At 56.6% G+C, this 16,296-nt stretch carries 16 protein-coding genes and 1 riboswitch; of the genes, 9 read left to right on the top strand and 7 right to left on the bottom strand.

The window, feature by feature from the left end; translation table 11 throughout:
• The first annotated feature begins 60 nt into the window (after positions 1 to 60).
• From GGQ73_RS18605 to GGQ73_RS18595, 3 genes are all read left to right on the top strand, one after another.
• Positions 61 to 765, top strand: a complete 705-nt coding sequence (locus GGQ73_RS18605) for an SDR family oxidoreductase (RefSeq protein ID WP_183897385.1) — start codon at positions 61 to 63, stop codon at positions 763 to 765.
• A 180-nt stretch (positions 766 to 945) separates the two neighbouring features.
• Positions 946 to 1,323 (top strand): response regulator, encoded by a 378-nt coding sequence (locus tag GGQ73_RS18600; protein ID WP_183897384.1) that lies wholly within the window; start codon positions 946 to 948, stop codon positions 1,321 to 1,323.
• 120 nt (positions 1,324 to 1,443) lie between these two features.
• Positions 1,444 to 2,280: a response regulator gene (locus GGQ73_RS18595; protein ID WP_183897383.1), complete on the top strand. Its 837-nt coding sequence runs from the start codon at positions 1,444 to 1,446 to the stop codon at positions 2,278 to 2,280.
• A gap of 19 nt (positions 2,281 to 2,299) precedes the next feature.
• Here the strand turns inward: GGQ73_RS18595 and GGQ73_RS18590 are convergent, their stop codons facing one another.
• From GGQ73_RS18590 to GGQ73_RS18580, 3 genes are all read right to left on the bottom strand, one after another.
• Complete coding sequence (locus GGQ73_RS18590) at positions 2,300 to 2,890, bottom strand: carboxymuconolactone decarboxylase family protein (protein ID WP_183897382.1); 591 nt, start codon at positions 2,888 to 2,890, stop codon at positions 2,300 to 2,302.
• Between the two features lie 75 nt (positions 2,891 to 2,965).
• Complete coding sequence (locus GGQ73_RS18585) at positions 2,966 to 4,468, bottom strand: phospholipase D family protein (protein ID WP_234911026.1); 1,503 nt, start codon at positions 4,466 to 4,468, stop codon at positions 2,966 to 2,968.
• Positions 4,469 to 4,571: 103 nt separating this feature from the next.
• Positions 4,572 to 4,763, bottom strand: a complete 192-nt coding sequence (locus tag GGQ73_RS18580) for a hypothetical protein (RefSeq protein WP_234911024.1) — start codon at positions 4,761 to 4,763, stop codon at positions 4,572 to 4,574.
• 92 nt (positions 4,764 to 4,855) lie between these two features.
• Positions 4,856 to 5,037: riboswitch (cobalamin riboswitch) on the top strand.
• A gap of 72 nt (positions 5,038 to 5,109) precedes the next feature.
• Between GGQ73_RS18580 and bluB the strand changes: the two genes are divergently transcribed.
• A complete protein-coding gene (gene bluB / locus GGQ73_RS18575; RefSeq protein ID WP_183897381.1) occupies positions 5,110 to 5,796 on the top strand; it encodes a 5,6-dimethylbenzimidazole synthase in 687 nt (228 codons plus the stop codon).
• Between the two features lie 7 nt (positions 5,797 to 5,803).
• On the opposite strand, the gene GGQ73_RS18570 is transcribed toward bluB, so the two are convergent.
• Positions 5,804 to 6,928, bottom strand: coding sequence for a DUF2865 domain-containing protein (locus GGQ73_RS18570; RefSeq protein WP_183897380.1), 1,125 nt, complete (start codon positions 6,926 to 6,928; stop codon positions 5,804 to 5,806).
• A gap of 148 nt (positions 6,929 to 7,076) precedes the next feature.
• Positions 7,077 to 9,392 carry an NADP-dependent malic enzyme gene (locus GGQ73_RS18565; protein WP_174153144.1) on the bottom strand — a complete coding sequence of 772 codons (2,316 nt, stop codon included), beginning with the start codon at positions 9,390 to 9,392 and terminating at the stop codon, positions 7,077 to 7,079.
• Between the two features lie 216 nt (positions 9,393 to 9,608).
• On the opposite strand from GGQ73_RS18565, the gene GGQ73_RS18560 reads away from it, so the two are divergent.
• Positions 9,609 to 10,439: a UDP-2,3-diacylglucosamine diphosphatase gene (locus GGQ73_RS18560; protein WP_183897379.1), complete on the top strand. Its 831-nt coding sequence runs from the start codon at positions 9,609 to 9,611 to the stop codon at positions 10,437 to 10,439.
• Positions 10,440 to 10,455: 16 nt separating this feature from the next.
• Here the strand turns inward: GGQ73_RS18560 and dgcA are convergent, their stop codons facing one another.
• On the bottom strand, positions 10,456 to 11,439 hold the full coding sequence (gene dgcA, locus GGQ73_RS18555; RefSeq protein ID WP_183897378.1) for an N-acetyl-D-Glu racemase DgcA: 984 nt from the start codon (positions 11,437 to 11,439) through the stop codon (positions 10,456 to 10,458).
• Between the two features lie 143 nt (positions 11,440 to 11,582).
• Here dgcA and GGQ73_RS18550 point away from each other — a divergent pair, with 143 nt between their 5' ends.
• Genes GGQ73_RS18550 through GGQ73_RS18535 form a run of 4 tightly spaced genes read left to right on the top strand, consistent with a single transcriptional unit; the run spans position 11,583 to position 15,596 of the window.
• Positions 11,583 to 12,743, top strand: a complete 1,161-nt coding sequence (locus GGQ73_RS18550) for an ABC transporter permease (protein ID WP_183897377.1) — start codon at positions 11,583 to 11,585, stop codon at positions 12,741 to 12,743.
• Between the two features lie 9 nt (positions 12,744 to 12,752).
• The gene (locus tag GGQ73_RS18545; RefSeq protein ID WP_174153148.1) at positions 12,753 to 13,586 is read left to right on the top strand and encodes an ABC transporter ATP-binding protein; all 834 of its coding nucleotides are present in this window, start codon (positions 12,753 to 12,755) and stop codon (positions 13,584 to 13,586) included.
• Positions 13,587 to 13,588: 2 nt separating this feature from the next.
• A complete protein-coding gene (locus GGQ73_RS18540; protein WP_174153149.1) occupies positions 13,589 to 14,959 on the top strand; it encodes an MlaD family protein in 1,371 nt (456 codons plus the stop codon).
• A 19-nt stretch (positions 14,960 to 14,978) separates the two neighbouring features.
• Positions 14,979 to 15,596, top strand: a complete 618-nt coding sequence (locus GGQ73_RS18535) for an ABC-type transport auxiliary lipoprotein family protein (protein ID WP_234900291.1) — start codon at positions 14,979 to 14,981, stop codon at positions 15,594 to 15,596.
• 68 nt (positions 15,597 to 15,664) lie between these two features.
• On the opposite strand, the gene GGQ73_RS18530 is transcribed toward GGQ73_RS18535, so the two are convergent.
• Positions 15,665 to 16,102, bottom strand: a complete 438-nt coding sequence (locus tag GGQ73_RS18530; RefSeq protein WP_183897376.1) for a PACE efflux transporter — start codon at positions 16,100 to 16,102, stop codon at positions 15,665 to 15,667.
• Between the last annotated feature and the right edge of the window lie 194 nt (positions 16,103 to 16,296).

The following is a 16,296-nucleotide window of genomic DNA, read 5'->3' as shown; positions in this document are numbered from 1 at the left end:
TTGGTTCGAACTTATCAGTAAATGACGATAGGCTCTTCCCGATAACAATGGGAGAGTATGATGACGCACGAGAGAGTGGCGGTGATAACGGCAGGTGGCAGTGGCATGGGGGCCGCTGTTGCCAAGCGGTTGGCGGATGACGGTTACAAGGTCGCGATCCTCTCATCGTCAGGCAAGGGTGAATCCCTGGCTGTTGAACTGGGTGGCATTGGTGTTACAGGTTCGAACCAATCCGCTGACGACCTACAACGACTGATCGATCTGACGCTCGAAACGTTTGGACGCATCGATGTCCTTGTAAACAGTGCAGGACACGGTCCCCGCGCGCCGATACTCGATATTACGGACGAGCAATGGCATGCAGGCCTTGATGTCTACCTGATGAATGTCATCCGTCCGACCCGCCTTGTGGCGCCTACAATGGTGCAGCAAAAGTCAGGAGCCATCATCAACATATCGACGGCCTGGGCGTTCGAGCCCAGCGACATGTTTCCCACGTCGGCTGTCTTCAGGGCGGGCCTCGCAGCCTTTACCAAGATATTCTCGGATACCTACGCCGCTGACAATGTTCGCATGAATAACGTCCTGCCGGGGTGGATCGATAGCCTCCCGGCGCACGATGAGCGCCGGGACATGGTGCCGATGCAACGCTATGGAAAAAGCGAGGAAATAGCGGCGACTGTCGCATTTCTAGCGTCCGATGGCGCGGGATATATAACCGGCCAGAACCTGCGTGTAGACGGTGGACTAACCCGTTCTGTGTAAAGGATATTAGCACTAAAATAGATCGGCATCACATGCGCTGCCGGTGACAAAAGCCCGCAATTCCGGGTCATTCCGCGCATTTCGAAGGAACCGTGTCTCTGCCACTGCGTTATTCAACCCAAGGGTAATCGTTTCAATTTGGAACACGACACTCGTGTATGAAAACAGGTGGTTTGATCCATGGGACAGAGAAATCCAATCGCCAGACACGTTGTGCTGGTTGTAGAAGATGACCCGCTGCTTCGCATGATGGCGGTGGATCTCGTGGAAGACGCTGGCTTCGATGCGATCGAGGCATGCGATTCGGATGAGGCTGTCGAAATCCTGCAGGCCCGCCCAGACATCAAGGTTCTCTTCACGGACGTGGATATGCCGGGAAAAATGGACGGCGTTGCTCTCGCCAATTGGGCGAGACGCAGCATCGTGCCCCTGGGAATAGTTCTTACCTCGGGTCATTACAGACCGGATGACGAAGATTTGCCAGATCGCAGCATCTTCTTCTCAAAGCCCTATGACTTTGAAAAAGTCATGAAAACACTCAAGCTGATGAGGGCGTGAGCGAAATTTTCTCATTTGCCAAAAGGTAACCATAGCTCAAACGTCAATTCCGCAATTAATTGTTCTTAAAACACCTGCATTTATATTGCATTCCAAGGCTATAAGAGTTTTGGGGGTATTATGAATTTTCTGGGAATTACAGGCATGCAGTATGCTGGCGTGCCATTTCACGACACACGGATATTGCTTGCTGAGGATTCCAATGTCTTTACCCAGATGATCGGCGCACGCCTCAAGGAATTACTTGGATTGAGCGTCGAGGTTTGCCGTAACTTCGAGGAATTGCAGGAGTGCTACGAGCGTTCTTCTGAGGAAGTCACCCTTGCAATCTCCAACATCAATCTTCCCGGTGCGGAAAACGGTGAGGCTCTAGAGTATCTTGTCGATCTCTCGATCCCGACGATCGTCTTCACCAGCACCTTTCATGAAGACACGCGCGAAAAACTCATCACCAAGGAAGTTGTCGACTACATCCTCAAGGACAATGTATTTGCGGTCGATATGCTGACCGAATCGGTTTGCAGGTTCCTCACCAACCATCGCCATCACGTCCTCATCGTCGACGATAGCCCGACAGCGCGCGCTCTTCTTTCCAGCCGCCTGAAGCGCTACAATTTCCGTGTCAGCCTCGCCGAAAGCGGTGCGAAGGCGCTGGAGATTCTCAAGAACAATCCTGACATTGGTTTGGTGGTCACGGATTACAACATGCCCGACATCGATGGTTTCGAGCTCACACGTCGTATCCGCACCATGCGCGGCTCGCACGAGTTGCGCATCATCGGCGTCTCCTCGTCAACCAACAGGCTTCTGTCCGCGCGTTTCCTGAAGGCTGGCGGAAACGACTTCATGTTGCGTCCGTTCATCGATGAAGAGTTCTACTGCCGCGTGAACCAGAACTTGGATACGCTCGTGCAGATCAAGTCCGCGAGAACGCTGAACGCGAAAGCCGCCGCCTGACGGAGAAAATGTGGGGCGCTCAGGCGTCCTGCTCTATCGGTCTGCCCATGGCGAGTTTTTCCGAGAGTTGCGGACCAAGCCTGTCGACATAGGCTTGGTCTGGCGACGTTCCCAGCGCATCGAGCGTCTTCGAAAAGAAGCAACGCGCGGCGGCGGCTGCGACGATGTCGAATATTTCAGCGTCAGTCAGAGCATGTGTTTTCAGCATGTCGATATCGTCTTGGGTGATCGAGGTTGCATCGCGTACAACTTTGGTCGCAAAAACCATGATGGCCCGTTCCTGTTCATCGAGGGGCGCGTCGTCGCCACCATCAATGATTGCTTCCAGCTCGCTGCCGGAGACACCTTCTCTGGCCAGAACGGCCCCGTGAGCCAGCATACAGTAGGATGAGCGTAGTTCCCGGGCAGCAGCCAGCGTCACCAGTTCGTATCGTCTCGGCTCGATATTGCCGCGCAGGCTGACCAGAAGCGCGCTCCAGCTTTCCATCACCTCTGGACGATGCCCAAACGCCTGATACATGTTCGGCAGATAGCCGTGGGTATCCCTGGCGTTTTCATACATCTCTGCGATTTTACGGCTGGTTTTCGGCTCTGGCGGCGCGATGAACATCGAGGTCTCCTGAATTTTAACTCTCTCTAAAATGCGTGAGCGCCCGATTGGATCATTCTCATTTGATGTTTTTTGTCACAGCTGGGATTCGAGCGGCAATATACCCATTACGATGGCCATGGCTCGGCGGCTCAGGCTTGCGTAGGGCTCGCTGGTATAGTGTTGCGGCCTGCCTCTTACGACGCCATTCCAGACGACGTTGTGACGTTGGTTGAGCGTCAACTCAAAGCTCATTTCCTGACGGATTTCATCTTTGAAGATCGCGTCCATTTCCTCGACGAGCCGGGGCGACGTGAACAGCACGCCCATTTCGGTGTTCAGCGACATCGAGCGTGGGTCGAAGTTCAGGGATCCGATGAACCCCATCTCGCCATCACGCGTGAACGCTTTGGTGTGCAGGCTGGCCTGGCCTGAACCGCGAAGGGAAAATGACGAGTTCTGGTCGGCAAGCGCGCGCAACTCATGGATTTTGATGCCGTTTATAAGGAGCGGGCGTCTGTAGCGCGAATATCCGGCGTGGACAGCAGCGACATCGGTTGCCGCGAGTGAGTTCGTCAAGACGCAAACCGAAACGCCATTTGCCGACAAGCGGGACAGGGTTTCGACGCCCTTGAGGCCGGGAATGAAGTAAGGCGAGGTAATCCGCAGCTTGGTCGTCGTTTCGTCCATGATGGGCAGCAGCGTTTCCATCAGGTAGTTATGGCCATGACGGCGCTTGCCGGCCGCTTTCTCCGGCGGATCGGCAACGACTTGCACGGTTTCCACCCAATGCAGCTTGTCGGAATTGAGGAAGTTGCCGGAATTGTGCTGGCTTTCCACCCGATCTAGATAGGGTCGTGCCGCGCTTCCGGCCGCCAGCGCGTCCATCCTGCGACGGAGTTTGGCAAGTTTATTGGGGCGCCTTGCGAGCAGCGACCTGACCGGGACGGCAACGGCGCTGTTCCAGTAGTCATCGAAGATTTCTTCAGCCTGTACTAAGCATTTGCCATGGGCTATGACATCGAAATCCCTAAAATTCGCCTGTTCCGCTGCATCGAAGTAGGCGTCTCCGATATTGCGCCCGCCGACGATCAAGACCCTGCCATCGGCAATCCATGCCTTGTTGTGCATTCTCCGGTTGACGCTGCGAAACCGCAGAACCATTTCCAACCCACGGCGGAACACGTTTTCCCGCGCTTTGGTGGGGTTGAACAGACGCAGTTCGATGTTGGGATGGCTGTCGATGGCATGAAAGGCACGGTCCGGAATGGACACGCCTAGATCATCCAGAAGCAGGCGCACGCGCACGCCGCGATCAGCAGCTGCTATGATCTCCCGCATCATCAACTGGCCGGTAAGATCCGCGTTCCACATGTAGTACATAAGATCGAGGCTTCGGCCAGCCGCGCGTGCAGATCCGACGCGGGCCGCGAAGGCACCGAGATTGGATTGCACGAGTGACAGCGCGTTCGGCTCCTCGCGTCCACAGCTTATGTCCGTCCAGTGACGGTCAAGCGAGGTCGCATTATCGTCCGTCGGCAATGCAGTGGATGCGATCTTGACGATGACCTTATCACGGTGGCGGGACGCGAATGCCATTGCGGCCACAACCATTGCGACAACCAGTAGACAGATTGCGATGGTTATGTTCACGGCGATAGGGCCACCCGGATCAGTTGCATCCTCACTATATCTGCTGAAATCAATGGATTTCAATACCGCGCTTGTCGGCTTCTTCCTTGATGATGTCCTCGACCGTCAGGCGTTTCAGGTCTGGATTTCCCAGCAGGTAATCATTTGCGATTTCGAAAATGGATTTTGGACTTTCGTTGCTGTGAAGTGTGTCGAGATCCTGGCCAATTTTCTCGCGCAGTTGCGTGTCGTCATTCATCATGCTTCCTCCATCATATGAAGGCTAGAATGCACAGGCGGTATCTGGGTTCCTGTCACGCTTTGAAATGAGGATTGCATTAGTGGGTGACGCCAGCCATAACCCACCGATCAGGTGCTTGCCTTTGGGCAGGAGAATCGGGAATGCGGTGAAAATCCGCGACGTGCCCAACGCTGTAAGGGGGACGCGTGTGACCATGTGCCACTGAGATGATCGGGAAGGCGGTGACATGCGGTTGAACCCGAGTCAGAAGACCGGCCTGATGCGATAGACCGAACCGCATGGACAGCGGCAGGTTTTGAAGGTGAGCCGTGTTTTCGGCTGACCCTAGCATTGTTGGGGATTGACGATGCAACAGGACGACTTCGACCACGCGCTCGTGTCAGCTGAGGAATTTTCCGATGCCGACAAGCAAGCCGTCTACCGCGCCATCGAAACGCGACGCGATGTGCGTGACCAGTTTCTGCCAGAGCCTCTTTCGGACGAGTTGATCGGCAATTTGTTGAAAGCTGCACATGCCGCGCCGTCAGTCGGGTTCATGCAGCCATGGAATTTCACACTTGTCACGGACGGGAAGGTGAAGCAGCGCGTGTGGGAGGCCTTTTCGCGTGCCAATGCAGAAGCCTCTGACATGTTCGGGGAAGAGCAGCGGGCGCTTTACCGCAACCTGAAGCTGGAAGGTATACGCAAGGCGCCGCTGTCGATCTGCGTGACCTGCGATCCGACGCGTGGAGGAGATGTCGTCCTTGGTCGAACACACAATCCGCGCATGGATGTGTATTCTACAGTTTGCGCTATTCAGAACCTGTGGCTGGCGGCGCGCGCGGAGGGCGTTGGTGTGGGATGGGTGAGTATCTTCCACGACGATGATATCCGCGACATCCTTGATATACCGCCGCACATCGAAATCGTCGCATGGCTGTGCGTCGGTCATGTCGAGACGCTCTATGGCGAGCCGGAACTGGCGGTGAAAGGCTGGCGCCAGCGCCTGCCGCTGGACGAACTGGTGTTTCGGGACCGCTGGGGAGCAACGTGAAGGGCTCCTATTGCTGCTGAGGCTGTGCACCCTCCAGTGCGGGGTTTTTCAGGTCGATGCGGCTTTGCTCCTCGGGCAGGAATTGTGGACCCACCATGCGAACCTTGTTCTTTGATGGGTCATAATCCCGCTCTGGCACGGGTGCCGCCTCGACCTTGAGGTCTGTCTTGCTGTCAGCGGGTTTGGTCGTGGCGTCACTCTTCGGTGACGTGATGGTGGTGATGCTGCTGGAGCCATTCTGCAAGGCAGTGGATTGCGGGGCTTTCGCCTGTTCGTCCTGCTTTTTCATCTGGTCCTGATAGGCTGCCATATTGCAGCTGCAGGACGGTGCGCGGCTTGAACTGGGGTTGTTGCGGTAGGCAAAGGCCGTCGGCATGGACGCATAGGGCTGGCCGGTCTTGGCCGAAACCATGTCCGAACTCTCCTGGCCCTCCAGCGCGTGGTAGAACAATTCCGTCTGCGTGCCTGGGCACATGCGCTGACATTGCGCCGCCTGATCGCGGAAATCCAGTGGTGTCGCATCCGATGAAATCGGGAAGAACGCGCCGTCACAGGTTCGCACACAGAGCGTTCTCAGGCCACCTTGCATGGGCATGTCCGGCGAGGGGGCGTAATCCGAATTATCGGGTTGATTGAACGGATCACCGGAGCCACGCATATCGGGGTCTTGCGAGGGGTCGGTCGAGGCCAGGGACGGTGGCTGCTCGTCGAAGCAGCCATTTTCTTCGAGAGCGGCCAGGATGTTTTGGCGACTATTTTGGGCGTTGTCTGCCTGCCGTGCGGCCAGCATACGATCGCGGTCTTCTGCAATCATGGCGCGTTCAGCTTCAGCCTGCGCCAGCGCATCGCCGATTTCGCCGCAGAGCTGCGCGTTCGGATTTCCATAGACAATCACGCTGCCAGAGGAGCAGCCATAGCCACGCATATCGTTCCGGATCCGGCGAATGATGATGTTCTGCTGGGCCAGCGCGCTTGCATAACGGCGCACTTCCGCCGTATTTCCCATGATGCGCGTGGGTTGATTCAACTCAGCCCGCAGATCACCGCAGACGTCGTTAGTCTGCGCGTACAGGGGAACGGCGAACAGAACCGCTGAAAGGGTGCCGATCAATCGGCCTCGGCGCGAGATCAATGGTCTGTCCGTTTCCGGCCCGTAAACATGCGTGCCATACCCTGTTGATCGTCGTCAGCCGAATGCAAACCACGAATATGCGTTCAGGATAACATAAGGCTGGGCCGCAAAGCGGCAACAACCAGTTCAAAATTGCGTTAACCCGGACTTACACAGAAGGGTGTGAAGCCTGAACTGTTGCAAGGGCCGCCATGTTGACCACACCACGCGATGTCACCGTTGGTGACAGAATGTGGACGGGCATGGCTGAACCGAGCAGGATAGGGCCGACATGCAGACCCTCGGTCATGGTGCGCACGACGCCGAGGGTGATGTTGGCCGAATCGAGGTTCGGGAAAACCAGCAGGTTCGCTTCCCCCGACAGAGCACTATTGGGCATGGCCCGCTTGCGCAGGATTTCCGACAGCGCCGAGCCGCCCTGCATTTCACCATCGATTTCCAGTTCCGGCGCGGTGTCGCGCACCAGCTGAAGGGCGCGGCGCATCTTGCGCGCGCTTTCGGAATCGCGCGAGCCGAAATTCGAGTGGCTGACGAGAGCGATCTTCGGTGTTATTCCAAAACGCTTGATTTCCCTGGACGCCAGGATTGCCAGTTCCGCGATGTCTTCAGACGTGGGATCGTAATTGACGAAGGTGTCCGTGAGGAAGATTGCGCCCTGCTGGGTAATGAGCAAGCTGAGACCGCCGAATGTGTGTGCGCCCTCGCGTTTGCCGATAATCTGGTTGACGTCGCGCAGGTGACGATCGAAGCGGCCTTCCAGACCACAGATCAGTGCATCTGCTTCGCCACGCTTGACCGAGAGAGCGCCGATGACGGTGCTGTTTGTGCGAACGATGGTGCGCGCCGCTTCCGGGTTGATGCCGGCGCGACCGACCAGAGCGAAGTAGTCATCAACATACTCGCGGTAGCGCGGATCGTCTTCAGGGTTGACCACCGCAAAATCCGCGTGCGGGCGAATGCGAAGACCGAAGCGCTTGAGGCGTGTTTCGATGATCTGCGGACGGCCGATGAGGATCGGCACGCCTGTGCCTTCCTCCAACAAGACCTGGGCGGCGCGCAGCACGCGTTCGTCTTCGCCTTCAGCAAAGATGATGCGCTTCTTTTCTGCCGTCTTCGCCAGATTGAAGATGGGTTTCATGATGAAGCCCGAGCGCCAGACGAAACGGTTGAGCTGGTCGAGGTAGGCGTCGAAATCCGTTATGGGGCGCGCAGCCACACCGCTTGCGGCAGCGGCACGCGCAACGGCTGGCGCAATGCGCAGGATCAGGCGCGGATCGAACGGCGACGGGATGAGGTAGTTGGGGCCAAAGATCGGCGTTTCGTCACTATAGGCCTTCGCTGCGACCTCCGAGACTTCCTCGCGCGCCAGTTCGGCAATCGCGTGGACGGCTGCCATCTTCATTTCTTCGTTGATGGTTGTCGCGCCGCAATCCAGTGCACCTCTGAAGATGTAAGGGAAGCAGAGAACGTTGTTGACCTGATTCGGAAAATCCGAGCGGCCGGTGCAGATCATGGCGTCCGGGCGCGCGGTGCGGGCCAGTTCCGGCATGATTTCCGGGTTGGGATTGGCCAGCGCCAGAATGAGCGGCTTTTCCGCCATGCGGGCCAGAAGCTCCGGCTTCAGGACACCTGCCGCGGAAAGACCGAGGAAAACATCGGCGCCATCGATGGTTTCATTGAGAACGCGCTTGTCGGTCTTTTGCGCATAGACCTCTTTCCACTCGTCCATCAGGCTGTTTCGTCCTTCGTAGACGAGGCCCTCGATATCGTGAACCCAGATGTTTTCGCGTTTTGCACCCAGCACCACCAACAGGTTGAGGCAGGCGAGGGCCGCCGCACCCGCACCGGATGCAACGATCTTGACATCACCGATTGTTTTGCCTGCCAGTTCCAGTGCGTTGGTGACCGCCGCAGCGACGATGATGGCGGTACCGTGCTGGTCATCATGAAATACCGGGATGTTCATTTTTTCGCGAAGCTGACGCTCCACTTCGAAACATTCGGGCGCCTTGATGTCTTCAAGGTTGATGCCGCCAAAGGTCGGCTCCAGCGCCGAAATGGTCGAGACCATGTCGGTGATACCAGGTGCGTCGATTTCGATATCGAAGACGTCGATGCCTGCAAATTTCTTGAACAGAACCGCTTTGCCTTCCATGACTGGCTTGGAGGCGAGAGGGCCGATATTGCCGAGGCCCAAAACTGCGGTGCCATTGGAAATCACGGCGACCAGATTGGCGCGCGCGGTATATTCGGCAGCCATTTCAGGATTTTCGTGAATGGCAAGACAAGGCGCAGCAACGCCGGGCGAATAGGCAAGTGCCAGATCGCGTTGGTTGCCGAGCGGTTTGGACGCCTGGATTTCCAGTTTTCCGGGACGCGGATAGCGGTGATAGAAAAGCGCCTGTTCTTCCAGATCCGCGTTGGCGTTGGTGTTTTTCGTGTTGCCCGTTTCCTGAGAACTCATTCTGTCACCGCTTATTTCAAGTTTCTTGGAGGCCTTTGCATACAACAATCAGCTTGTGCGTACAGCCGTTTATTTTACCTGTTCCAGGCAAAGTCGGTACTTTTGCTTGTGCTCAAACGCCGGTTTCGCATGCGCAATGGCAGCATTGTCATCTTGCTGAAACACGAGTCTGTTTTTCCATTGATGAGGATTGCCGAGTACAGGGGGAACAGTTCCATGGCCGGGCAAAGCGAAGCCAAACAGTTCAGAACACTCTTCATTTCAGACGTGCATCTTGGATCGAAAGCCGCCAAGACGGATTTCCTCTTGGATTTCCTGCGCTATCATGAAGCCGAGACCATCATTCTTGTCGGCGACATCATCGATGGCTGGCGGTTGCGCCGCAACTGGTACTGGCCGCAGGGCTGCAACGACGTTGTCCAGAAGCTGCTGCGCAAGGCCCGCAAGGGAACGCGCATCGTTTACATTCCTGGCAACCACGACGAATTCCTTCGTGAATTTCCGGGCACCCATTTCGGTGGTATCGAAGTGGCCGAGCGGATGATCCACGAAGCCGCCGATGGCAAGAAATACCTCGTCATTCACGGCGACGAGTTCGATGTGGTGGTCCGTAACGCCCGTCTTCTGGCCTATCTGGGTGACTGGGCCTACGATGCTGCGATTGCCGTCAACGTTCTGCTGGCGGCCGTTCGTCGCCGCATTGGGCTTCCTTACTGGTCGTTCTCAGCCTGGGCGAAGCTCCAGGTCAAGCATGCCGTCAATTTCATCGGCGAGTTCCAGCGCGTGGTGGCGGACGAAGCGCGCCGCAACAATGTGGACGGCGTCATCTGCGGACATATTCATCATGCGGTGATGGAGGATATCGACGGTATCCGCTACATCAACACCGGCGACTGGGTGGAAAGCTGCACGGCGGTCGTCGAGACGATGGACGGCACGTTCGAACTGATCACCTGGATGAAGTCGGATCAACAGACCGAAGAGCACAGCGTTGGCGAACTGGAGCCGGTCGCTTTTCCCAAGCTCATCGGCAAATACGCAGCCTAAAGCAGGTCGGTTTCCGTCAACCCCAGAGTTGTGGCTCTGGGGGATGGACAATCGAGTCGTCGTAGACCAGTCCGGGGAGGTGATCGCGCGCCAGCAGTAATGGGCCATCGAGATCGGCAAAGGCCGTGTCCTGCGCCAGTAACACAGCGGGCGCCATGCCGAGCGATGTGCCGAGCATACATCCCACCATGATGGTATAGCCAAGCCGCTCCGCCTCGCGCTTCATGATCAGCGCTTCGGTCAGTCCGCCTGTTTTATCGAGCTTGATGTTGATGGCATCGTAACGGTCGCGGAGCGATGCCAGATCGGCTGTGAGATGTACGCTTTCATCCGCGCAGATCGGAACGGGCCTCGATATACGTGACAGCATATGGTCCATGCCGGCGGGTAAGGGCTGCTCGATCAAAGCGATACCCAGTTCAGCCGCGATGGCAAGGTGATGTTCGAGATTGTCTTCTCTCCATCCCTCATTGGCGTCGATGATGATCGCTGTCGTTGGCGCGGCTGCGCGCACGACGCGGAGGCGAGCCTCGTCGTCTTCGGTTCCCGTCTTGATCTTCAGAAGCGGGCGATGGGCGTTTTCGGCAGCTTTGGCGGCCATGGTATCTGCGTCACCGAGCGAAATCGTATAGGCGGTCACAATTGGATGGGCGGGTCCACGTAATATCGCTTCTGCGACGCCTTTACCGCTAAGCTTTGCCTCCAGGTCCCACAGGGCGCAGTCCACGGCATTGCGCGCCGCGCCCGGTTTCATCGTGTGTTGCAACGTGTGCCTGTCCAGACCGTTAGCCACGGCATCAGCGACTGCACGGATATCCGCAATCACACCCTCGATGGTTTCCCCATAACGAGCGTAAGGCACGCATTCACCAACGCCTTTGGCGTCACCGTCATGAAGTGTGCAGCGCACGACACGAATCTCGGTTCGGCTGCCCCGCGATATGGTGAAACTTCCGGCAATCGGGAACGTCTCTGCTGTGGCTTCAAGGTAACGACGCATGAAAATTGCCTTAGAGGTGATGAATAAACCTGTAAACAGACGAAAAATCACCCGTTTTCATCCGCAGGGCAGTGGCTTGCTGATCCGGCAGTCGATATGAATCGTTACAGAATCTTTAAGACGCTGCATTCGCTTGGAGCAAGATGCAAGAACTTCAGACTAAACAACGGGCGAAACCTGCATCAATCTCAGCCGATGACAACGCTGAGGCCGAGAACGCGCGTTACGTTTTGAGCGGTTCCTGGCGTAATGCCAACATCCATCCTGTCCTTGCCGACATCGAGAAGATCGAAAGATCTGCAGCGAACGGCTCAATCTCGGTCGATCTTGCCGATGTGGATGATATCGATACCACGGGTGCATGGCTCTTACGCCGCATGCGCTACCGCCTGGAACAGGCCGGTACTGAGGTCGTATTTGAAGGCAATGAGCGGGTTGAAGGCATCATCACGGCTCTGCCGGATGAGGCACCATTGCCGCCCAAGGAGACCAATAAAAAGGGTGTCGTCGAGCGGATATTCGACCCCGTAGGCAAGAACGTCTTGCAGGCAGGCGCCGATTTCCTGGCAGGCATGTATATTCTGGGCTCTGCCGTGCGCGGCGCACAGATGAAGCTTGGGCGAGGGCGCGGTGTTTCACCTGCTGCCATCGTCAACCAGATCGACCATATGGGCGTGCGCGCTGTGCCGATCATCCTGTTGATGTCGTTTCTCATCGGCGCGATCATTGCCCAGCAGGGTGCGTTTCAGCTGCGTTACTTCGGTGCGGAAGTGTTTGTGGTCGACCTCGTCGGCATCTTGCAGCTTCGTGAAATCGGCGTTTTGCTGACTGCGATCATGATCGCCGGTCGCTCGGGAAGCGCGATCACGGCCGAGATCGGCTCCATGAAAATGCGAGAGGAAATCGACGCGCTGAAGGTTATAGGGCTCAATCCGGTCGGCGTTCTGGTGTTCCCACGCCTCGTGGCGCTCACGATCGCGCTTCCGCTTCTGACCATCATCGCCAACTTTGCGGCGCTGTTCGGGGCTGCCGTCGTTTCGCTGCTGTATTCAGGCATCACATTCGAAGTGTTCCTTTCCCGTCTGCATTCTGCGGTGGAAATTTCCACCATCGCATCCGGCATGATCAAGGCACCGTTCATGGCGCTGATCATCGGCATCGTGGCCGCGGTCGAGGGCATGAAGGTTGGCGGAAGCGCTGAGTCGCTTGGTCAGCACGTGACTTCGTCCGTGGTAAAGTCCATTTTTGTTGTGATCCTGGTCGATGGTGTGTTCGCCATCTTCTATGCAGCCATCGATTTTTAAGGAGAGGATGTGCAGGACCAGGCCGTAAAGACAGACAACAGCAAGAAAGACCGGGAAGTCATTCTCTCGGTTGAAGGCGTGACCGTTGCGTTTGGCGACAAGGTCGTTCTCGATAATCTTGATCTCGACGTCTACCGTGGCGAAATTCTCGGCTTTATCGGTCCGTCTGGTGCCGGTAAGTCCGTTTTGATGCGGGCGGTTTTGCGCCTGCTTCCCCGCCAGGCCGGTACAATCAAAATTCTTGGAACAGATTACGACAAGGCGACGGAAGACGAGCGTATGGGTCTGGACACGCGCCTTGGCGTTCTTTTCCAGCAAGGTGCATTGTTTTCCGGCCTGACTGTCAAAGAGAACATCCAGCTTCCAATGCGCGAATATCTGGACTTGCCACAGGCGCTGATGGACGAGCTAGCCGCGTTGAAAATCGAGATGGTGGGTCTGGCAGCTGATGCCGCAGACAAATATCCGTCCGAGCTGTCAGGCGGCATGATCAAGCGCGCGGCGCTGGCGCGCGCATTGTCGCTCGATCCCGATCTTGTTTTTCTGGACGAGCCGACATCCGGGCTTGACCCGATCGGCGCTGCTGAATTCGATATGTTGATTGCGAGACTGCGTGATTCGTTGGGATTGACCGTCTACATGGTGACGCACGATCTCGACAGCCTGTTTTCGGTCTGTGACCGCATAGCCGTTCTGGGCAATAAAAAAGTTGCCGTAGAAGGCACACTCGAGGAAATGTTCGAGAGCGACGATCCTTGGGTTCAATCATATTTCCGCGGAAAGCGGGCACGTGCCGTCGTTCTTCCCGATGGCACGCAACACATTCCGGGGAGTGACGGATAGCCATGGAAACAAAGGCAAATTACACCATCGTCGGAATATTCACCCTGATCGTCATCGGGGCGGCATTCGGCTTCGTTTACTGGATGGCAGAATTCGGCCGCGGTGGACCTACCGCTCAGTTGACGATCCGTATTCCGGGCTCGGCCAACGGCCTGTCCGTCGGCTCGCCGGTGCGGTTCAACGGCATTCCTGTTGGTACCGTGCGTGGCCTGTCTATTGACCGGGACGATCCGGCTTATTCGATTGCCTTCACGGAAGTGCAGGCCGATGCTCCGGTGTTTCCATCCACCCGTGCCGTTCTTGAAATTCAGGGCCTGACGGGCGCCGCCTATATCGAGCTTTCCGGCGGCCGTAACAATGAAGAGCGGATTTTGCAGAAATCCTTCGATACCGGCGTGCCGGCGGAGTTGACGGCCGACCTCTCCAGCGTGACCAACCTTCTGGCAACGGCCGACAAGATCTTGAAACGCGCGGATGGTGCCATCGGCGAGTTGCAGGGCTTCGTGCAGGATGCGCGTGGACCTTTGACGCAGACGGTGCGCAATGCCGAGAAATTCTCCAACGCTCTTGCTGCCAACTCCGATGGTATCGAAAACTTCCTCGAAAGCCTGAGTTCGCTTTCGACCACCGTTCAGTCTGTGTCCGTGCGTCTGGACAGTACGCTGACGGCCGTCGAAGACCTCGTGAAATCCGTGGACTCGCAGAAGATCGATTCGATCCTGACCAACGTCGACAAGGTGACGTCCGATGTCGCGTCTGCCTCCGGTGGTATTCAGGATGTGATGGAAACGGTGCAGCGCACGTCACGCAACTTCGAGCAGGCCAGTTCAGACGTTCAGGTCGTCGTGAAGCGCGCCGACACGCTGCTGGCTTCGGTCGATCCGGCAAAGGTCAGCAACGCGGTGGACGATGTTGCCGTGGCGACTGCCGATGTCCGTCAGGCCATTGGCACCTTCCGTCAGATCGCTGACGACGTGGGCACGCGTCGCCCCGATATCGATCAGGCGATCGCCGACTTTACCGATATGTCCCGCAAGCTGAACGCAGCGTCCAGCCGTGTCGATGGCATCCTTGCAAAGGTTGATGGCTTGCTGGGAACCGACGACGCCAATTCGCTTTTCTCCAAGGCGCGTGAGACTCTGGCCTCGTTCAAGGCGGTTGCTGATAACATCAACATGCGTGTTGGTCCTATCGCGGACAATCTGGCACGGTTCTCGAGTTCTGGTTTGAAAGATTTCCAGGCGCTGATCGGCAGTACACGCCAGACAGTGGATAATCTGAACAACACGATCACGAATTTCGACCGCGATCCGCAGCGCCTGATCTTCGGCGGCGAGAACGTGAAACAGTATGATGGCCGAACACGGCGTTGACGGGGGTATGGATTTGAAAATGTCGTTGATGCATTGGCAGGGTAATATCCCCGCCCGGACCAAAGTTCTCGTGATGATGCCGTTGCTTGCAGGGCTGCTGGCTGGTTGTGGCGGCAGCGCGAAGAACGACACGTTCGATCTATCGGTCTCCTCCACACCTGTGACGCAGGGCGCATCGTTGCGCTCCCGCCAGTTGCTGATTGCAGAGCCAACGGCGCTTAAGGCGCTTGACAGCGAAAACATCGTGGTCCGTCTGTCAGGTTCTGAAGTTCAGTATCTGGCAAATTCCCAATGGAGCGACCGCCTTCCGCGTATGGTGCAGTCCAAGCTCGTGGAAGCGTTCGAAGATACAGGCAAGCTGGGCGGCGTCGGTCGTCCAGGGCAGGGTCTCGCTATCGACTATCAGGTCGTGACCGATATTCGCGCCTTTGAAGTCGATACGACCAAGAACCTCGCGACGATCGAGATTTCTGTAAAATTGCTGAACGACAAGAACGGTACGGTCAAAGCGCAAGAGGTGTTTCGCTCCACTGCGCGCGTCAGCGGCTCCGGCAATGCAAATCTTGTGAAGGCACTGGACAACGCATTTGCCTTGTCATCCCGTGAGATTGTCAGCTGGACATTGCGCTCGCTTTAACGCAACCGACAATTTGAAAACAAAACGCCGTGTATCCCAAGGGATGCGCGGCGTTTTTGTGTTCGGGATTATTTCACTGCGTTCTCTGTTTCCCACTCGGCCAGAGGAAACAGTCTGTCGTAGCACCAGTTGAAAATGAAGGCGTAGCCCACATAGAACAGAGCGAACGACACGTCCATCACCAACGCATGCAGGATACCGATGTTGAGATACCACGCGATGAAGGGCATGAGGACCAGCAGCAGTCCAAGCTCGAACAGACCGGCATGCGCAACGCGTATCATCGCCGTCTTCTGCGTGGTGCCTCTATAGCGCTGCATGGCGTGGTCGAAGCCGAGATTATAAAGATAGTTCCAGGCGGTGGCGATCGTTGCACTGACGACGCCGACGATACCGATGTCCTCCGCCGGCACGCCAAACACAATCGAGCCCAAGGGAATGATGAGGATGAGGCCGATGATTTCAAAGCTGAGGGCGTGACGAATACGATCGGCGATCGTGCGCATGGGATACTCCAGAAATTTCCGGGCCGTCCCGTGTGCTGTTGCCACAATGGCCGAGGTCGTCCTCGCCTCGATATAAAACGGCAGCTGATTTTCTTCAACCCTTGAAGCCGTATCCAAAAGCGTGTCTCTGTGAATAGGATTCACTGCGACACGCTTTAGCTCTGTTTTTGTGGCATGTACGTTATCGTTTCATT

The sequence above is a fragment of the Rhizobium skierniewicense genome, from assembly GCF_014196515.1.
Taxonomy (GTDB): domain Bacteria; phylum Pseudomonadota; class Alphaproteobacteria; order Rhizobiales; family Rhizobiaceae; genus Agrobacterium; species Agrobacterium skierniewicense.
This window is presented reverse-complemented; position numbering and strand designations above follow the sequence as displayed.

Excerpts from the sequence above, each read along its gene's own strand:
- GGQ73_RS18550 (WP_183897377.1), top strand. The coding sequence starts at position 11,583 with ATGCAAGAACTTCAGACTAAACAACGGGCGAAACCTGCATCAATCTCA.
- GGQ73_RS18605 (WP_183897385.1), top strand. The coding sequence starts at position 61 with ATGACGCACGAGAGAGTGGCGGTGATAACGGCAGGTGGCAGTGGCATG.
- GGQ73_RS18535 (WP_234900291.1), top strand. The coding sequence starts at position 14,979 with ATGTCGTTGATGCATTGGCAGGGTAATATCCCCGCCCGGACCAAAGTT.
- GGQ73_RS18595 (WP_183897383.1), top strand. The coding sequence starts at position 1,444 with ATGAATTTTCTGGGAATTACAGGCATGCAGTATGCTGGCGTGCCATTT.
- GGQ73_RS18540 (WP_174153149.1), top strand. The coding sequence starts at position 13,589 with ATGGAAACAAAGGCAAATTACACCATCGTCGGAATATTCACCCTGATC.
- GGQ73_RS18580 (WP_234911024.1), bottom strand. The coding sequence starts at position 4,763 with ATGATGAATGACGACACGCAACTGCGCGAGAAAATTGGCCAGGATCTC.
- GGQ73_RS18560 (WP_183897379.1), top strand. The coding sequence starts at position 9,609 with ATGGCCGGGCAAAGCGAAGCCAAACAGTTCAGAACACTCTTCATTTCA.
- dgcA (WP_183897378.1), bottom strand. The coding sequence starts at position 11,439 with ATGCGTCGTTACCTTGAAGCCACAGCAGAGACGTTCCCGATTGCCGGA.
- bluB (WP_183897381.1), top strand. The coding sequence starts at position 5,110 with ATGCAACAGGACGACTTCGACCACGCGCTCGTGTCAGCTGAGGAATTT.
- GGQ73_RS18590 (WP_183897382.1), bottom strand. The coding sequence starts at position 2,890 with ATGTTCATCGCGCCGCCAGAGCCGAAAACCAGCCGTAAAATCGCAGAG.
- GGQ73_RS18585 (WP_234911026.1), bottom strand. The coding sequence starts at position 4,468 with ATGGCATTCGCGTCCCGCCACCGTGATAAGGTCATCGTCAAGATCGCA.
- GGQ73_RS18565 (WP_174153144.1), bottom strand. The coding sequence starts at position 9,392 with ATGAGTTCTCAGGAAACGGGCAACACGAAAAACACCAACGCCAACGCG.
- GGQ73_RS18530 (WP_183897376.1), bottom strand. The coding sequence starts at position 16,102 with ATGCGCACGATCGCCGATCGTATTCGTCACGCCCTCAGCTTTGAAATC.
- GGQ73_RS18600 (WP_183897384.1), top strand. The coding sequence starts at position 946 with ATGGGACAGAGAAATCCAATCGCCAGACACGTTGTGCTGGTTGTAGAA.